The organism is Microbacterium sp. F2E (genome assembly GCF_020905435.1).
Taxonomy (GTDB): Bacteria; Actinomycetota; Actinomycetes; order Actinomycetales; family Microbacteriaceae; genus Microbacterium; species Microbacterium lacticum.
In genome coordinates this window covers 11852-28244 of record NZ_JAJJIB010000003.1, presented here as the reverse complement: position 1 = coordinate 28244, position 16393 = coordinate 11852, and the positions used below count along the sequence as shown (strand labels likewise).

12 protein-coding genes are annotated in these 16393 nt (G+C 69.3%); all 12 read right to left on the bottom strand.

The window, feature by feature from the left end; genetic code table 11:
* Positions 1–9 precede the first annotated feature (9 nt).
* Complete coding sequence (gene pyrF, locus LOK55_RS03410) at positions 10–906, bottom strand: orotidine-5'-phosphate decarboxylase (protein WP_229934259.1); 897 nt, start codon at positions 904–906, stop codon at positions 10–12.
* A complete protein-coding gene (gene carB, locus LOK55_RS03405) occupies positions 903–4205 on the bottom strand; it encodes a carbamoyl-phosphate synthase large subunit (RefSeq protein WP_229934258.1) in 3303 nt (1100 codons plus the stop codon). The genes pyrF and carB overlap by 4 nt, the downstream gene beginning before the upstream one ends.
* Entirely contained in the window at positions 4205–5383 is a 1179-nt protein-coding gene (gene carA, locus LOK55_RS03400; RefSeq protein ID WP_229934257.1) for a glutamine-hydrolyzing carbamoyl-phosphate synthase small subunit, read from the bottom strand. Before carA ends, carB begins: the two co-directional genes overlap by 1 nt.
* Positions 5380–5973 carry a hypothetical protein gene (locus tag LOK55_RS03395; protein ID WP_196323882.1) on the bottom strand — a complete coding sequence of 198 codons (594 nt, stop codon included), beginning with the start codon at positions 5971–5973 and terminating at the stop codon, positions 5380–5382. Before LOK55_RS03395 ends, carA begins: the two co-directional genes overlap by 4 nt.
* The gene (locus LOK55_RS03390; protein WP_141379719.1) at positions 5970–7277 is read right to left on the bottom strand and encodes a dihydroorotase; all 1308 of its coding nucleotides are present in this window, start codon (positions 7275–7277) and stop codon (positions 5970–5972) included. The genes LOK55_RS03395 and LOK55_RS03390 overlap by 4 nt, the downstream gene beginning before the upstream one ends.
* Positions 7274–8281, bottom strand: a complete 1008-nt coding sequence (locus tag LOK55_RS03385; RefSeq protein ID WP_229934256.1) for an aspartate carbamoyltransferase catalytic subunit — start codon at positions 8279–8281, stop codon at positions 7274–7276. Before LOK55_RS03385 ends, LOK55_RS03390 begins: the two co-directional genes overlap by 4 nt.
* Complete coding sequence (gene pyrR, locus LOK55_RS03380; RefSeq protein WP_268252254.1) at positions 8281–8847, bottom strand: bifunctional pyr operon transcriptional regulator/uracil phosphoribosyltransferase PyrR; 567 nt, start codon at positions 8845–8847, stop codon at positions 8281–8283. The genes LOK55_RS03385 and pyrR overlap by 1 nt, the downstream gene beginning before the upstream one ends.
* Positions 8848–8970: 123 nt before the next feature.
* Positions 8971–9459 (bottom strand): DUF4282 domain-containing protein, encoded by a 489-nt coding sequence (locus LOK55_RS03375; RefSeq protein ID WP_229934255.1) that lies wholly within the window; start codon positions 9457–9459, stop codon positions 8971–8973.
* A gap of 100 nt (positions 9460–9559) precedes the next feature.
* Positions 9560–9961 carry a hypothetical protein gene (locus tag LOK55_RS03370; protein WP_229934254.1) on the bottom strand — a complete coding sequence of 134 codons (402 nt, stop codon included), beginning with the start codon at positions 9959–9961 and terminating at the stop codon, positions 9560–9562.
* A 7-nt stretch (positions 9962–9968) separates the two neighbouring features.
* Positions 9969–13076 carry a type I restriction endonuclease subunit R gene (locus LOK55_RS03365; RefSeq protein ID WP_229934253.1) on the bottom strand — a complete coding sequence of 1036 codons (3108 nt, stop codon included), beginning with the start codon at positions 13074–13076 and terminating at the stop codon, positions 9969–9971.
* Complete coding sequence (locus tag LOK55_RS03360; protein WP_229934252.1) at positions 13073–14230, bottom strand: hypothetical protein; 1158 nt, start codon at positions 14228–14230, stop codon at positions 13073–13075. The genes LOK55_RS03365 and LOK55_RS03360 overlap by 4 nt, the downstream gene beginning before the upstream one ends.
* A 98-nt stretch (positions 14231–14328) precedes the next feature.
* A complete protein-coding gene (locus tag LOK55_RS03355; RefSeq protein WP_374107612.1) occupies positions 14329–16317 on the bottom strand; it encodes an N-6 DNA methylase in 1989 nt (662 codons plus the stop codon).
* Positions 16318–16393: the final 76 nt, after the last annotated feature.

Sequence of the window (16393 nt, the reverse complement as noted above, 5' to 3'; positions counted from 1 at the left end):
GCCCGCCCGCTACCGCACCGTGCCGGAGCGCACCGTGCCGGATTGCGACGCGCCGTACAGCGCCGCACGCTCTTCGACTCGCCGCGCGAGGGCCGCGTCGCCGGCGGAGCCGGCCGCGAGGATGCTGCGGCTCTCGCTCGCGACCACCTGCGAGGCGACGTATCCGAAGAGCCGCTGCAGGTCGCCGGGCTCGGCGCCCTGCGCACCGAAGCCCGGCGCGAGAATCGGCGTGCCGGCGAGCACGATGTCGCTGAGACCGTACGCCCGGCGGTCGACGGTCGCGCCGACGACGAGCCCGATCGGGCCGAGTGAGCCGGGCGCGCCGATGTTCCGCGCGGCGACGTCGTGCGCGACGCTTTCGGCGACGCTCTCCCCCTCGTCGTCGACGCGGGCGCGCTGCAGCGTGGATGCCTCGGGATTGCTCGTCGCGGCGAGCACGAACACGCCCTTCTCGTGGGCGGTCGCCATGCTGAACGCCGCGCGCAGTGAGTCGGTTCCGAGGTACGGGCTGAGGGTCAGCGCGTCGCACTCGAGCGGGGCGCCCGGCGCGAGCCACGCGGCGGCGTAGCCGTCCATCGTGGTGCCGATGTCGCCGCGCTTGGCGTCGGCGATGACGAGCAGACCCGCCGCGCGAGCCGCCGCCATCACCTCTTCGAGCGCCGCGAACCCGGCCGCGCCGAAGCGCTCGAAGAACGCGACCTGCGGCTTCACGACGCCCACACGCCCCGCGGCGGCCTCGACCGTCCGCAGCCCGAACTCGCGGACGCCGGCGGCCGAGGCATCCACCCCCCACGCGTGCAGCAGCGCCTCGTGCGGGTCGATGCCGACGCACAGCGGTCCGTACACGTCGAGCGCGGCGCGCAGCCGCTGGCCGAATCCGGGGCGGCCCGGCTGCGGCTCGCTCACCGGGCGGCTCCGGCGAGGCGCTCGGCGCGGTCGTGGGCGTACTCCTGCAGGCTCCGCACCTCGAAGCCCGAGCGGAGCACCGGCAGCGCGCTCACCGCGGCGCCGAGCACCGCCATCGTGGTGAACAGGGCCTTGTCGGCGGCGACCGCGGCGGCGCGGATCTCGTAGCCGTCCGCCCGCGCGATGCCGCCCGAGGGCGTGTTCACGACGATGTCGATCTCGCCCGCGTTGATGAGGTCGACGACGTTGCGCTCCCCTGACTCCTGCGTCTCGGAGTACTTGTTCACCACGTCGACGCGGATGCCGTTGCGCGCGAGGATCTCGGCGGTGCCCTCCGTCGCGGTGAGGCGGAAGCCGAGCTCCTGCAGCCGGTGGGCGGGGAGGATGACGGCGCGCTTGTCGTCGTCGGCGACGGAGAGGAACACGGTCCCCTCGGTCGGCATGCCGCCGTAGGCCGCGGCCTGCGACTTCGCGAACGCCGTCGGGAAGTCGCGGTCGATGCCCATGACCTCGCCCGTCGAGCGCATCTCGGGGCCGAGCACCGAGTCGACGGTGTGCCCGTCGGCCGTACGGAACCGCTTGAACGGCAGCACCGCCTCCTTCACGGCGACGGGGGCGTCGAGCGGCACGCGCGAGCCGTCCTGCTCGGGAAGGAGCCCCTCTGCCTTCAGCTCGGCGATGGTGGAGCCCGCCATGACGCGGCTCGCGGCCTTCGCGAGCGGGATGCCGAGGGCCTTCGAGACGAACGGCACCGTGCGCGACGCGCGGGGGTTCGCCTCGATGACGTAGAGCACGCCCGCCGAGACGGCGAACTGCACGTTGAGCAGGCCCCGTACGCCTACGCCCTCCGCGATCGCGAGCGTCGCCTGACGCACGCGGTCGATCTCGGTGCGGCCGAGCGAGATCGGCGGCAGGGTGCACGACGAGTCGCCGGAGTGGATGCCCGCCTCTTCGAGGTGCTCCATCACGCCGCCGACGTACAGCTCGTGCCCGTCGTAGAGCGCGTCGACATCGAGCTCCACGGCGTCGTCGAGGAACCGGTCGACGAGCAGGGGCTTGCCCTCCTCGATGACGACCTCGCCGGCGGTGCGCACGAAGTAGTCGCGCAGGCTCTCGGTGTCGTAGACGATCTCCATGCCTCGACCGCCGAGCACGAAGCTCGGGCGCACGAGCACGGGGTAGCCGATCTCCTCGGCGATCGCGACGGCACCCGCCTCGTCGGTGGCGGTGCCGTGCCGCGGCGCGAGCAGACCCGCCCGGTCGAGCAGCTGCGAGAACAGCTCGCGCTCCTCGGCGATGTCGATCGCCGCGGGCGACGTGCCGAGGATCGGGTAGCCCGCCTCCTCGATGCCCTTCGCGAGCCCGAGCGGGGTCTGCCCGCCGAGCTGGCAGACGACGCCGAGGATCGTGCCGGACTGCGCCTCTGCGTGCAGCACCTCGAGGACGTCCTCGAGGGTCAGCGGCTCGAAGTACAGCCGGTCGGACGTGTCGTAGTCGGTCGAGACCGTCTCGGGGTTGCAGTTGACCATGATGGTCTCGTACCCGGCGTCCGACAGCGCGAACGACGCGTGCACGCACGAGTAGTCGAACTCGACGCCCTGCCCGATGCGGTTCGGACCCGACCCGATGATGACGACCTTGGTGCGCTCCGACGGGGTCACCTCGGTCTCGCGGTCGTAGCTCGAGTAGTGGTACGGCGTCAGCGCGGGGAACTCCCCCGCGCACGTGTCGACGGTCTTGTAGACCGGGCGGATGCCGAGACCGTGACGGATGCCTCGGATCTCGGCTTCGCCGACGCCCCGGAGCTCGGCGAGCTGCGCGTCGGAGAAGCCGTGCTCCTTCGCGACGCGGAGCGTCGCGGCATCCAGTTCGGGGGCCTCCGCGACGAACGCGGCGACCTCGTTGATGAGGGCCATCTGGTCGAGGAACCACGGGTCGATCTTCGTGGCCTCGAACGCCTGCTCGATCGTGGCGCCCTTCCGCATCGCCTGCTGCAGCACCACGATGCGGCCATCGGTGGGCGTCTTCGCGATCTCGAGGAGCTCCTCGACGGAGCGGTCCTCCCGGCCCCAGTGGAAGCTCGACCCGCGCTTCTCGAGCGAGCGGAGCGCCTTCTGCAGCGCCGTCGTGTAGTTGCGGCCGATCGCCATCGCCTCGCCGACCGACTTCATGGTCGTCGTGAGGGTCACATCGGCGTTCGGGAACTTCTCGAAGTTGAACCGCGGCACCTTGACGACCACGTAGTCGAGCGTCGGCTCGAAGCTCGCCGGCGTCGCCTGCGTGATGTCGTTGGGCACCTCGTCGAGGCGGTAGCCGATCGCGAGCTTCGCGGCGAGCTTGGCGATCGGGAAGCCGGTCGCCTTGGATGCCAGGGCCGACGAGCGCGAGACGCGCGGGTTCATCTCGATGACGATGATGCGCCCGGTCGCCGGGTCGACGGCGAACTGGATGTTGCAGCCGCCGGTGTCGACGCCGACGGCGCGGATGATGTCGATGCCGATGTCGCGGAGCTTCTGGTACTCGCGGTCGGTGAGGGTGAGCGCCGGGGCGACCGTGATCGAGTCGCCGGTGTGCACGCCGACCGGGTCGACGTTCTCGATCGAGCAGACGACGACCGTGTTGTCGGCGGTGTCGCGCATGAGCTCGAGCTCGTACTCCTTCCAGCCGAGGATCGACTCCTCGAGGAGCACCTCGGTGGTCGGCGAGTCGCGCAGGCCTGCGCCGCCGATGCGGCGGAGGTCCTCCTCGTCGTAGGCGAAGCCCGAGCCGAGCCCGCCCATCGTGAACGAGGGGCGGACGACGAGCGGGTAGCCGAGCTCTTCGGCGCCGGCGAGCAAGTCGTCCATCGTGTGCGCGATGACCGAGCGGGCGACGTCGGCCCCGGCGTCCAGCACGAGCTGCTTGAAGATCTGCCGGTCCTCGCCCTTGCGGATCGCGTCGACCTTCGCGCCGATGAGCTCGACGCCGTAGCGCTCGAGGATCCCCTGCTCGTGCAGGGCCATCGCCGCGTTCAGCGCGGTCTGTCCGCCGAGGGTCGGCAGGATGGCATCCGGCTTCTCCTTCTGGATGATCGTCTCGATGACCGCGGGCGTGATCGGCTCGATGTAGGTCGCGTCGGCGAAGTCCGGGTCGGTCATGATCGTCGCCGGGTTGGAGTTCACGAGGATGACGCGCACGCCCTCCTCGCGGAGCACGCGGCACGCCTGGGTGCCGGAGTAGTCGAACTCGCAGGCCTGACCGATGACGATCGGGCCGGAGCCGATGACGAGGACGGAGGTGATGTCGTCGCGCTTGGGCATTACTTGCTGGCCTCCATGGTCGGGCGGGAGGTGTGCGCGACGACGAGGTCGCGGAAACGGTCGAAGAGGTAGTTGGCGTCGTGCGGGCCGGCGGCCGCCTCGGGGTGGTACTGCACGCTGAAGGCGGGGATGTCGAGGGCGCGCAGGCCCTCGACGACGTTGTCGTTGAGGCCGATGTGGCTCACCTCGACACGGCCGTAGCCGTTCGGCGAGTCCACCTCCCCCTCGAGCGGCGCGTCGACGGCGAACCCGTGGTTGTGCGCGGTGATCTCCACGCGTCCGGTCTGCTTGTCGAGCACCGGCTGGTTGATGCCGCGGTGCCCGAACGGCAGCTTGTACGTGCCGAACCCGAGGGCTCGGCCGAGCAGCTGGTTGCCGAAGCAGATGCCGAAGAACGGCAGCTTCTCGTCGAGCACGGACCGCAGGAGCGCGACGTGATCACCGGATGCCGCGGGGTCGCCGGGTCCGTTGGAGTAGAACACCGCGACGGGGTCGATCGCGCGGATGCCCTCGATCGTGACGTCCTGCGGGAGGACGTGCACCTCGAACCCGCGTGCGGCGAGGTTCAGGATCGTCGCCTGCTTGACGCCGAGGTCGAGGACGGCGAGGTTGCCGATCCGCTCGACGCCGTCGGCGGCGAGGGTCACCTGGGCGGCGGCGACCGAGACCTCGGCCGAGAGGTTCTGGCCGCTCATCTCGGGAGCTTCGCGCACGAGGCGCAGCTGCTCGTCGGCAGCCAGCTCTGCGGCCTCGCCGGAGAACACTCCCCCGCGCATCGAGCCGGCCGAGCGGAGGACGCGCGTGATCGCCCGGGTGTCGACGCCGGAGATGCCGACGATGCCGTCGCGGACGAGCGCGTCGTCGAGCGATTCGTCGGCGCGCCAGTTGGAGACGACCCGCGAGGGGTCGCGCACGATGTATCCGGCGACCCAGATGCGGCGGGACTCCGGGTCTTCGTCGTTCATGCCGGTGTTGCCGATGTGCGGCGCGGTCTGCAGCACGATCTGGCCCGCGTAGGAGGGGTCGGTGAGGGTCTCCTGGTAGCCGGTCATGCCGGTGGAGAAGACGACCTCGCCGAGGGTCGTGCCGCGGGCGCCGTAGGCGCGGCCGGGGTGGCGGGAGCCGTCTTCGAGCACGAGGACGGCCGGATCGGTCGTGAAGGAGGTGGTGCGGGTCATGCGTCAGGTCCCGTCGGAGTGTCTGTCGGTGAGGTCGCGGGGGTGGAGGGCGTGGCCGGCGCGCCGGGTGCGGCGTCGTCCGGGGCCCCCTCGCGTCGTCGGAGGGTCGCGGCGATCGTGTCGGCGAGGGCGCGGGCGGAGCCGTCCTGCGGGCGCAGGTAGCTGTCGACGGCGACCGCGTCGGAGCCGTCGACGGTGCGCCAGCTGAGGCGCACGAGGCCGCCGGGCTCGACCACGCGGTCGATCGCGACCTGCGCCTGATCGACGGAGTCGATGCGGTCGACGGGCAGGAACAGGCGCGGCTGACCGGTGAGATCGAGCGCGACGCCGCGATCGGTGACCGTGACATCCACGCGGGAGCGGAACCCGAGCCCGCGGATTGCGAGGCGCTCGAGCGGCTCGCCGTGCCGCGTGGTCGCGACGTAGAGGCCCGACGCGCTCGCGACGGTCGCGGCGCCGGGCGGGATCTCGCCGACCGGGGCGGCGAGCCCTGCGTCGCGACGGGTGCGACGACGCCAGGCGATCACGCCGAGCGCGAGGAGCACGACGGCGACGCCGATCATGACGAGGAGGGCGCCTTCGCGGCTCATGCCGGCACCTCCGTCATCGACGCGGCGAGGACGCCGTCGGACACCGTGGGGCGCCCGTCGAAGAACGTCCAGCGCACCTCGCCCGGCAGCTCGCGGCCGAGGTAGGGCGAGTTGACGCTCCGTCCCCGCAGGTCGGCCGTCGTGAACGTCCGTCCGGGGCGCGGGTCGTAGAGGGTGAGGGATGCCGGGGCGCCGGCGACGAGCGGCGTGCCGGCCCGCTCGAGGCGGCCGATCCGTGCGGGGGCGGCGGACATCACACGGGCGACGTCGTTCCAGTCGAGCAGTCCGGTGTCGACGACGGCCTGCTGCACGACGCGGAGGGCGGACTCGAGGCCGACCATGCCGTTGGCGGCAGCCTGCCACTCGCACGACTTGCTCTCGTCGGGGTGCGGCGCGTGGTCGGTCGCGACGATGTCGATCGTGCCGTCGGCGAGGCCCTCGCGCACGGCCTGCACGTCCTCGTCACGACGCAGCGGCGGGTTCACCTTGAACCGCGGATCGTAGCCGCGCACGAGCTCCTCGGTGAGCAGCAGGTGGTGCGGGGTGACCTCGGCGGTGACGTTCACGCCGCGCTTCTTGGCCCAGCGGATGATGTCGACCGAACCGGCGGTGGAGAGGTGGCACACGTGCAGGCGCGATCCGACGTGCTCGGCGAGCAGCACGTCGCGGGCGATGATCGCCTCTTCGGCGACGGCGGGCCAGCCGGCGAGGCCGAGCTCGGCCGAGACGGTGCCCTCGTTCATCTGCGCGCCCTCGGTGAGCCGCGGATCCTGCGCGTGCTGCGCGACGACGCCGTCGAACGCCTTCACGTACTCGAGGGCGCGGCGCATGATGAGCGGGTCGAAGACGCAGAAGCCGTCGTCGCTGAAGACGCGGACGCGCGCGCGGCTGGATGCCATGGCGCCGAGCTCCGCGAGCCGCTCGCCCTTCTGGCCCACCGTGACGGCGCCGATCGGCTGCACGTGCGCGTAGCCGGCGGCCTCGCCGAGGGCGAGCTCCTGCTCGACGACGCCCGCGGTGTCGGCGACCGGCGACGTGTTCGGCATCGCGAACACGGTCGTGAATCCGCCCGCCGCCGCGGCGCGCGACCCGGTGAGGATCGTCTCGGATGCCTCGTAGCCGGGCTCGCGCAGGTGCGTGTGCAGATCGACGAGACCCGGGAGGGCGACGAGTCCGTCGGCGTCGACGACGGTGGCGCCCGCGCGGCTGAGGCCGGTGCCGACCTCGGCGATCACGCCGCCGTCGACGATGAGGTCCGCGGCATCCGCACCGTTCAGGCGGGCACCTCTGATCAGGTACGTCATCGCGCGTCCTCCTCGGGTCGACGGGCTCGGGATGCAGGCTCCGGCTCGCGGGCCGCTGCCGCGTCCCGCTCACCGGACAGCAGCAGGTAGAGGGCCGCCATGCGCACCGACACCCCGTTCGCGACCTGTTCGAGCACGGTCGACTGCGGCGAATCGGCGGCGTCGGCGGAGATCTCCAGGCCCCGGTTCATGGGACCCGGGTGCATGACGATGCTACCTTCCGGCAGCGCGTGCAGGCGCGCGGCATCCAGCCCCCACCGCCGCGAATACTCCCGCTCAGTCGGGAAATACGCGGCGTTCATGCGCTCCAGCTGGATGCGCAGCATCATGATCGCATCGGGGGCCGCGGCGATCGCCTCGTCGAGGTCGTAGACCACCTCGACGGGCCAGGCCGTCACGTCCTGCGGGACGAGCGTCGGCGGCGCGACGAGGGTGACTTCCGCGCCGAGCGCCGTCAGCAGCCAAACGTTCGAGCGCGCCACGCGCGAGTGCAGCACGTCGCCGACGATCGTGACATGCAGGCCGGCGAGGTCGCGACCCCGGCTGTCGTCGCCGAAGAAGCGCTTGCGGATGGTGAAGGCGTCGAGAAGCGCCTGTGTCGGGTGCTCGTGCGTGCCGTCGCCGGCGTTGACGACGCCAGCGGTGATCCAGCCACTCGTCGCGAGCGTGCGGGGGGCGCCGGATGCGTCGTGGCGGATGACCACGGCGTCCGCGCCCATCGCCTGCAAAGTCTGGGCCGTGTCCTTCAGCGACTCGCCCTTGCTGACCGACGAGCCCTTCGCCGAGAAGTTTATGACATCGGCCGAGAGGCGCTTCGCCGCCGCCTCGAACGAGATGCGCGTACGGGTGGAGTCCTCGAAGAAGAGGTTGACGACGGTCTTGCCGCGAAGCGTCGGCAGCTTGCGCATCTCGCGCGACTGGGTGTCGCGCATGTCCTCGGCGACGTCGAGGATCCGCAACGCGTCGTCGCGGGACAGGGTCTTGGTATCGAGCAGGTGCCTCATCACGCGATCGTCACCTCGTCGATGCCGTCGTCTTCGGTCAGGTGGACGTTGACCCGCTCCGTGCGCGCGCTCGGGAGGTTCTTGCCGACGAAGTCGGGGCGGATCGGCAGTTCGCGGTGGCCGCGGTCGACGAGGATCGCAAGCCGCACCGCGGCGGGGCGGCCGATGTCGTTCAGGGCGTCGAGCGCGGCGCGGATCGACCGACCGGAGAAGAGCACATCGTCGACGAGGACGACCGTCTTGCCGTCGATCCCGCCCGCGGGGATGTCGGTCGGGTGCGGCGTGCGGGTGGGGTTCCGGTGCAGGTCGTCGCGGTACATCGTGACGTCGAGCGCGCCCACCGGCACCGTCTCGCCCGAGATCGCGGCGAGCTGCGCGCCGATGCGATCGGCGAGGGTGACGCCGCGTGTGGGGATGCCGAGGAGGACGAGACCGTCGGGGCCCTTGTTGGACTCGAGGATCTCGTGCGAGATCCGAGTCAGCGCCCGGGTGATGTCGGCGGCGTGCATGACGGTACGCGTCCCGGTGTCGACAGCAAGGTCTTCTGCGGGGTCGGGCGTGGTCATCGGCTGCTCCCTTCTCCGCCTCACAGGACGGGGTTAAAGGTTGCGGGTTGCATGCATCAGCCTACCGGATCGACGACGCCGGCCGCCTCATGAGCAGAGGCGGCCGGCGGCGACGGGGCGCGCTCAGCGGCGCAGACCTCCCTGCTCGACAAGGGTCGTGGTGTTGCTCGCCGTGCGGATCGCGGCAGCGTAGAACTCGAGCGTGATGCGCGCGAAGATCAGGTAGACCAGGCCGACCAGCGGCCCGAGGATCAGCACGACGAGGCCGAGCCAGACATTCGAGGCGAAGGCGCCGATCACCGCGACGATGTAGCCGATCGCGATGAGCACGGTGACGAGGCCGTAGAGCACCCCGAGCACCTTCGTCGTGATCAACCGCGAGAAGCTGTAGTCGAACAGGCCCGCGAAGAAGCTCGGCGTACCGACGTCGGTGATCGTGTTCCCGAAGGACTGCGCCGCGCCGCTCGCGACGTTCTCCCACGGGTTGTGGCCCGGTGTCTGGCCGGGGTTCTGGCTCGAACCCGGCGGCGGGCTCGAGGGCGGGGGTGTCGATGATCCCGCCCCGCCCGTGCCGGGGGTGGGCGGGATCGGAGGCGGAGTCTGGTCGCTCATGGTCGTGTCCTCTGTCATCACGCGATCCGGCCGGTCGCCGGGTCGTCGTGGGGCCAATATAGCCCCGCCGCGCACGGGGCGGCAGACATGCGACGAGGTGTTACCGAGCGTGGGGAATCCGTTCGAGCAGCGCCCGCACGCCCGCACGTGCACCGGTGAGCGCGACGACGAGGAGGGTCACCGACCAGAAACCGCCGAGGTTCACGGCGTCGCCGAAGAACAGGTCTTCGAGCCACAGCAACACGAACTTGCTCGCAGGTAGGAGCAGCACGAGCGTCACGGTGGAAATCATGCGTCGTGCGGCGGTGGATGCGCCGGCTCGACTGGCGAGCAGACGCTTCTTCAGCAACAGCACACCTTCGAGCACGATCTTCAGCATGATCGCAGTCAGCAGCGAGGTCGCGAAGCTTTCGGAGATCACTCCCGGGAAGAACTCGACGAAAAGGTTCAACACCACGACGTAGATGAATACGTCGACAAGGTCGAGAGCGGTGATGCGCATGAGGACCTCAGCTCGCCGGACGGTCGCGCAGTCGCTCGAACAGCCCGCAGTCGATCATCAACTGCACGAGTTGGCTGCCGTCGAGCTTGCGGGCCGCCGCGAGCACCTCGGCGCTGGCCGATTCGTGTTTCCACAGCGCGTCTTCGAGCACGATCCGCAGCGCGGGAGAGTTGATGAAGTCGATCTTCGAGTTGTTGCGCGCCTGCTCGGACAGACCCGCGTCTTCCGCGGCCTCAGCAAGCACCGTCTCGATGAGTCCGACCTTGTATTCGTCCTTGGCGTCGAGGTCGCCCAGGTATTTGTTGACCTTCTCGATCAGCTCGGATGCCGACGCGCGCTCGCGCTCGCGGATCTGCGCGAGGCCCGCCTCGGTGAGGCCCTTCAGCCCGTCGGCCTCGCCGGACTCGAGTGCGAGGTCTTCGGCTTTCAGCTTCTCGAGCTTGTAGTGCGTGAGGACGATGTCCGACACGTCCACCGCGTCGGCGGCGGCGCCATCGTCGGTCAGCCCGCGCAGGCGCCGGCCGAGCAGATCGGCGAAGACCGAGAGCTTCTCGTAGCGCGGGTCGCCGAAGTGCAGGATCTGCGCGAAGAAGGCGTAGGCGGTGACGTACTGGGCGAGCGTGGAACGGAAGTCGGCGAGGCGGTCGTGCTCTTCGTCGTCGCCCGCCTGCAAGGCCGCCGTCCACCGCTGCCGGAATCGCTCGACGGCCGGGTCGAGATGCGCAGAGAGGGCGTTGTGTGCGGCGGTCGTGCGCGACCAGTCCGCCCACACACGGTCGACCTCGGCCCACGTGAAGATGCCGACGGCGTCGAGCTTCGCCAGCACGTTCGCCACGAGGTCGGGGTCGGACTCCGTCTCGATGCGGGCGTCTTCGTAGTACTCCTGGAAGGCCGCGCGAATGCTCTCCGGTTCGTTGACGAAGTCGAGCACGTAGGTGTTCGCCTTGCCGGGGCTCGTGCGGTTGAGGCGCGAGAGCGTCTGGACCGCAGAGATGCCGGAGAGTTGCTTGTCGACGTACATCGCAACGAGAAGCGGCTGGTCGAACCCGGTCTGGTATTTGTTCGCGACGATCAGCACGTGGTGGTCGGGCTGGGCGAACACGTCGGCGAGGTCACGGCCCTTGAGCGAGGGGTTCATGGATGCCTCGGTGACCGGCTTCACCGTGACGCCCGGCAACGGCGTCACGTCGGGGTCGGGAACCTCGCCCGAGAAGGCCACCAGGGCGCGCACCGGCATGCCGCGCTCGCCGGCGAGCTTCTCGAACGCGCGCGCATATCTCACCGCGGCCGCACGTGATGAGGTAACGACCATCGCCTTCGCGCGCCCGCCGAGCTCGGGCTGGACGACCTCGCGGTAGTGCGTGAGGATCTCCGACACCTTCGAGGTGATGTTCGTGGGGTGCAGCTCGACGAGCCCGATGAACGCGCGTGTACCTTTGCGCACGTCAATCTCGTCGCCGTCGTCGTGCGCGCCCTCGTCTGCATCGGCGGCGCGCTTCGCGATACGGGCGGCCATGTCGTAGGTCGTGTAGCCGCGGAGCACGTCGAGGATGAAACCCTCTTCGATCGCCTGCTTCATCGAGTAGAGGTCGAACGGGCGCGGCGTGCCGTCGGGGGCGCGCGTGCCGAACAGTTCGAGGGTCTTCGCCTTCGGGGTAGCCGTGAAGGCGAAGAAGCTGAGGCGCCGCGCGCTGTCGGCGTGCGCGGCCATCGCGACGAGGGCGTCCTGGTCGGCGCCGGGTTCGTCGTCGTCGATGTCGACGCGCTCGCCGAGGTAGAGAAGCTCCTTGAGCTTTCCGGCTGCGGCGCCGGACTGCGACGAGTGCGCCTCGTCGGCGATGACGGCGAACCGCTTGCCCGAGAGCGTCCCGCCCTTCTCGCGGATCTGCTGCAGCGCGTGCGGGAAGGTCTGCAGCGTCACGCCGATGATGGGCACGCCCGACGTGAGCGCTTCGGTGAGCTGGGCTGTCTTCGAACCCTCCGACCCGCGGGTGATCGCCTGGAACGTGCCCGTCGCGGTGACGAGCTGGTCGACGGCATCCTGCAGCTGCCGGTCGAGCACCTGCCGGTCGGCGATGACGAACACCGAGTCGAAGACCTTGTCGCCCGCGGGCGTGTGCAGGGCGGCGAGCCGGTGGGCGGTCCACGCGATCGAGTCGGTCTTGCCCGACCCCGCCGAATGCTGGATGAGGTAGCGATGGCCGGGTCCGTCGGCGCGTGCGGCGGCGGCGAGGGCGCTGACGGCGCGCCACTGGTGAAAGCGCGGAAAGCGGATCTGCGAGCGGTAGGTCACTTTTCCCGTGAGCGGATCGGTCTGCTTTTCGTGGTTCGTGTACACGAACTTCGTGAGGATATGCAGCCACGCGTCGCGGTCGAGCACGTCCTCCCAGAAGTAGGCGGTGCGGGGCTTCTCGCCATTCGGCGGGTTGCCTGCGCCTCCGTCGTTGCCGCGGTTGAAGGGCAGGAAGGTGGTCGCATCGCCGACGAGCCGGGTCGTCATCGCGATGTCGTCCTGCGTGAGCGCGAAGTGCACGAGTGCGCCGCGCCCGGCGGTCAGCAGCGGCTCGCCCTGCGGGTGACGGTCGCGCTTGTACTGCGCGATCGCGGCGGGCAGGCTCTGCGCGAAGTTCGTCTTGAGCTCGACGGTCGCCACGGGGATGCCATTGACGAAGAACACCAGGTCGAGCCGGTCATCCTTCTTGGTCGAGTAGCGCAGTTCGGGCACGACGCGCAGGATGTTCTGCGCGTAGAGCGCCGTCATCGCGGGGTTGCGGTCGTCGGCGGGCGGCTGCTGGATCATGCGGAAGCGCTTGGCGCCCACGACGTCGAAGCCCTTGCGCAGCACCGTGAGCGTGCCGCCGCCGTGCTGCTCGTCGGCGCCGAGTGCTGCCGCGAGCCGGTCGAGCACGCGCGCGCGGCCCTTCGTGTCGGCGTCCGACGTGACGATCCTGCGCAGGTTTTTCTCGTCGTCGAGTGCGAGCCACGCGAGCACGTCGTCGGGGTACAGCGCCCGCTCGCGGTCGTAGCGGTCGGACGTGCCGACCTCCCACCCGTGCGCCGCGAGATGCGCGACGATGAGCTTCTGAAACTCGGTCTCGGCATATTGCGTGCTCATCGCGACTCCTCGATGGCGGTCTGGATGCCGTCGACGGCGGGCGTCTGCGTCGTGGTGACATCGATCTGCCCGGTCACGGCCGCGGTGATCAGCGCCGCGCGCCGCTCTTTCGCGAGGGTGATCGCGGCGTCGAAGTCGCGTGACACCTCCGATGCCAGGCGCTGCTCGGCAGCCCACTGATCCACGGCTCGCTGCTGCACCTCAAGCTCAGGGACCTTGGTAGGAATGCGAATGAGATCAGCCACGGCGACACGCGGCGTGCGAACCTGACCAGACTCCTCGTTACCAATGCCGCGCAGTCTTCGTGTGATCTCGTAGACGAACCGCGGAGACTTGAGCAGGTTCGCCGCGAATTCAGGCAACAAGGTGCGACGGTCGCACCGCAAGACGGCATAGTCCGGGCTCGTGATGCCGTTGTTACGGGAGACTCCCACCGCCCCCTGAAATGCGCGCATCCGGTTCAGAACGATGTCACCGACTCGCACGACCTTGTACTTGGTCAAGTCGTCGGCGCGATGTTGGTCAGCCGTCCACTCTCCTCGTGGAGTGACGCCCGACGCGATGGAGACGGTGAGCAGATCCGCCGAATTCGCAGTCGCACTAGCACGCTCGTCGGACTCGGAGATCTTGCCACGCAGCTCAGCCACCGAGGCGGCAGCGGCGTAGTCGCCGAAGATCCGATCACGTTGAACGACGAGGCCCTCCTGGGAAAACGCCCGCGCGATCCCCAGATCCGCGATGAAGGCGTCGATCTCGGCGGTCTCGTGGTCGAGGTAGTCCGCGATCTGACGCTGCTCCTCGGCGGGTGGCGTCGGAATCAGGAAGTCTCGCGCCGCGGATTCCGGGACGCGGCGGAGTCCGCCCGCGCCGGTCATCGACGCGATCGCCGGTTCGCGGAACACGGTCGATTGCAGAACCCACCCCAAAAAACGGGGATCTATCCACGGGCGGGGCCGAAGGACTGTTACTTCGGTCGTTGCGAAGGCTTCCCCACCGACATCTCCGAACGCAACGCCCTTGCCGTTCTCGAAGCATGGAGTCACTTTCGCGTACGCGATGTCTCCCGCCCCTACGTATGAATAGTGACCGGAGAGCTCTGATATCGGACGCTGCTCTCCCTGCCGCGGCGGAGAGAACTCACCGATGTCATCCATACGGAGGAGCCGGCTGTACCGCGACCTATCGCCGTGAAGTCGATCGGGCACCGCGGGGTTGATCTCGGCAAGGAAGCGGAGACGCATACGCGGGAAGCTCACGCCTTCACCTGTTCCAGCCGCGCCCGGATGCGGCCGAGGACCTCGTCGAGGTCGCGATCGATCTCGGCGAGGGGGCGCGGAGGCACGTACTCGTAGAAGTGCCTTGTGAAGGGGATCTCGGCGCCCTCCTTGGTCTTGGCTTCGTCTATCCAGGCATCCGGCACGAAGGGTTTCACCTCGCGGTCGAGGTAGCCGTGGATGTCTTCGTCCCACGGGACGTTCTCGGTGTCACGGCGTGAGGCATCCGCGACGGGCTTGCCCGCCGACGTCACGAGTTCGCCCTCGTCGTCGGGCTCGCCGAGCTCGGAGACGAGGGTCTTCAGCTGCGCGGGGGTGAGGGTGATGTCCGCCTCGGTGAGGAGGCCTGTGAGCGCGGAGGTGAAGGCGGCGCGGGTGGTCTCGATACGCTCGCTGCGCTCGCTACTGGACCACCGGGCGGTCGCGGCGGCGAGGCGGTCGCGAAGCGCGGCATCCCACTTCTGCAAAGCTCTTGAGGCGAGGGCCTTCTCGACGCGGGGCTCGCTGAGCGCGTAGCTGAGGCGCAGCGGGCGCTCGACGGTGATGGTGCGGTAGAAGAAGTCCGTCGTGCGGAAGATCTTCGAGTGCTTAGATTCCTCGAACGCGGTGAACAGGCGGGTGATCTCGGCGATGTGGTCTTTCGACAGCATCCGACGCTTCGAGCCGATGGACTTCCGCATCTTGTCGTACATGCCGGTCGCGTCGATCAGCTGCACCAGGCCCCGCCGCTTTGCCGACTTGTCCTTGTTCAGCACCCACACGTAGGTCGCGATGCCGGTGTTGTAGAACATGTCGGTCGGCAGCCCGACGATCGCCTCGAGGTAGTCCGACTCGAGGATCCATTTGCGGATGTTCGACTCGCCCGACCCCGCCCCGCCGGTGAACAGCGGCGAGCCGTTCAGCACGATCGCGCCGCGCCCCGCGACGGCGTTCGGCTCCCCCGGCTTCGGCTCGCGCAGCGCCCTGACGAGGTGCATCAGGAACAGCAGCGACCCGTCCGACACGCGCGGCAGGCCGGGGCCGAACCGCCCCGCGAACCCTGCGACGGCATGCTCGGTCTCGATGCGTTTGCGGTACTGCTTCCAGTCGACGCCGAACGGCGGGTTCGACAGCCCGTAGTGGAACGTGCGGCCCTCGAATGCCGGATCGGTCAGGGTGTTGCCGAGCACGATGTTGTCGATCGGCTGGCCCTTCACGACCATGTCGGCCTTGCAGATGGCGTACGAGGCGGGGTTGATCTCCTGCCCCAGCAGGTTGACCTGCGCCGACGGGTTGAACGCATGGATGCGGTCTGCCGCGACCGACAGCATGCCCCCGGTGCCGGCAGTGGGGTCGTACACCTCGCGCACGATCCCCGGCGTAGCGAGGCTTTCGTCGCCGTCGACGAGCAGCGACACCATCAGCTCGATCACCTCGCGCGGAGTGAAGTGCTCGCCCGCCGTCTCGTTGCTCGCCTCGGCGAACTTGCGGATCAGCTCCTCGAAGATGTGCCCCATCTGCTCGTTGCTCACGGCGTCGGGGTGGAGGTTCACCTTCGCGAAGTGCTGCAGCACCTGCAGCAGCAGATCATGGGCCGCCAGGTCGAGGATCGTCTCTTCGATCTTGTACCGCTCGAAGATGTCGCGCACGTTCGGCGAGAACGCCCGCACATAGTCGCGCAGATTCTTCTCGAGATTGTCGGGGTCGCCCTGCAGCGTCGACAGATCGTGCTGCGACCGATTGAAGAACGTGTACGGATGCCCCGCCTTCGCCCGCAGCATCGCCTGCGGAATCTCGTCGTCGAGACCGTAGCCCGCGGTCGCCGCGAGCACCGCCGCCTTCGTCGGAGCGAGCACCGCGTCGAGGCGCGCGAGCACCGTGAACGGCAGGATCACGTCACCGTACTGATGCTGCTTGTAGGTGCCCCGGAGGATGTCGGCGGCGTTCCAGATGAACGTGGCGTGGTTGAGCAAATCTGGCCTTCTCATGGGTGCTGGCGGCGGTGCTTCTACTCTATGGTGTGACGCGATCTACGGATGAGAAGGCTCTCATGAGACACAGCCG

What these genes read in the sequence shown, in the direction of transcription:
- carB (WP_229934258.1), bottom strand. Translation starts at nt 4,205, where the DNA reads ATGCCCAAGCGCGACGACATCACCTCCGTCCTCGTCATCGGCTCCGGC.
- carA (WP_229934257.1), bottom strand. Translation starts at nt 5,383, where the DNA reads ATGACCCGCACCACCTCCTTCACGACCGATCCGGCCGTCCTCGTGCTC.
- LOK55_RS03395 (WP_196323882.1), bottom strand. Translation starts at nt 5,973, where the DNA reads ATGAGCCGCGAAGGCGCCCTCCTCGTCATGATCGGCGTCGCCGTCGTG.
- LOK55_RS03390 (WP_141379719.1), bottom strand. Translation starts at nt 7,277, where the DNA reads ATGACGTACCTGATCAGAGGTGCCCGCCTGAACGGTGCGGATGCCGCG.
- LOK55_RS03385 (WP_229934256.1), bottom strand. Translation starts at nt 8,281, where the DNA reads ATGAGGCACCTGCTCGATACCAAGACCCTGTCCCGCGACGACGCGTTG.
- pyrR (WP_268252254.1), bottom strand. Translation starts at nt 8,847, where the DNA reads ATGACCACGCCCGACCCCGCAGAAGACCTTGCTGTCGACACCGGGACG.
- LOK55_RS03375 (WP_229934255.1), bottom strand. Translation starts at nt 9,459, where the DNA reads ATGAGCGACCAGACTCCGCCTCCGATCCCGCCCACCCCCGGCACGGGC.
- LOK55_RS03370 (WP_229934254.1), bottom strand. Translation starts at nt 9,961, where the DNA reads ATGCGCATCACCGCTCTCGACCTTGTCGACGTATTCATCTACGTCGTG.
- LOK55_RS03365 (WP_229934253.1), bottom strand. Translation starts at nt 13,076, where the DNA reads ATGAGCACGCAATATGCCGAGACCGAGTTTCAGAAGCTCATCGTCGCG.
- LOK55_RS03360 (WP_229934252.1), bottom strand. Translation starts at nt 14,230, where the DNA reads ATGGATGACATCGGTGAGTTCTCTCCGCCGCGGCAGGGAGAGCAGCGT.
- LOK55_RS03355 (WP_374107612.1), bottom strand. Translation starts at nt 16,317, where the DNA reads ATGAGAAGGCCAGATTTGCTCAACCACGCCACGTTCATCTGGAACGCC.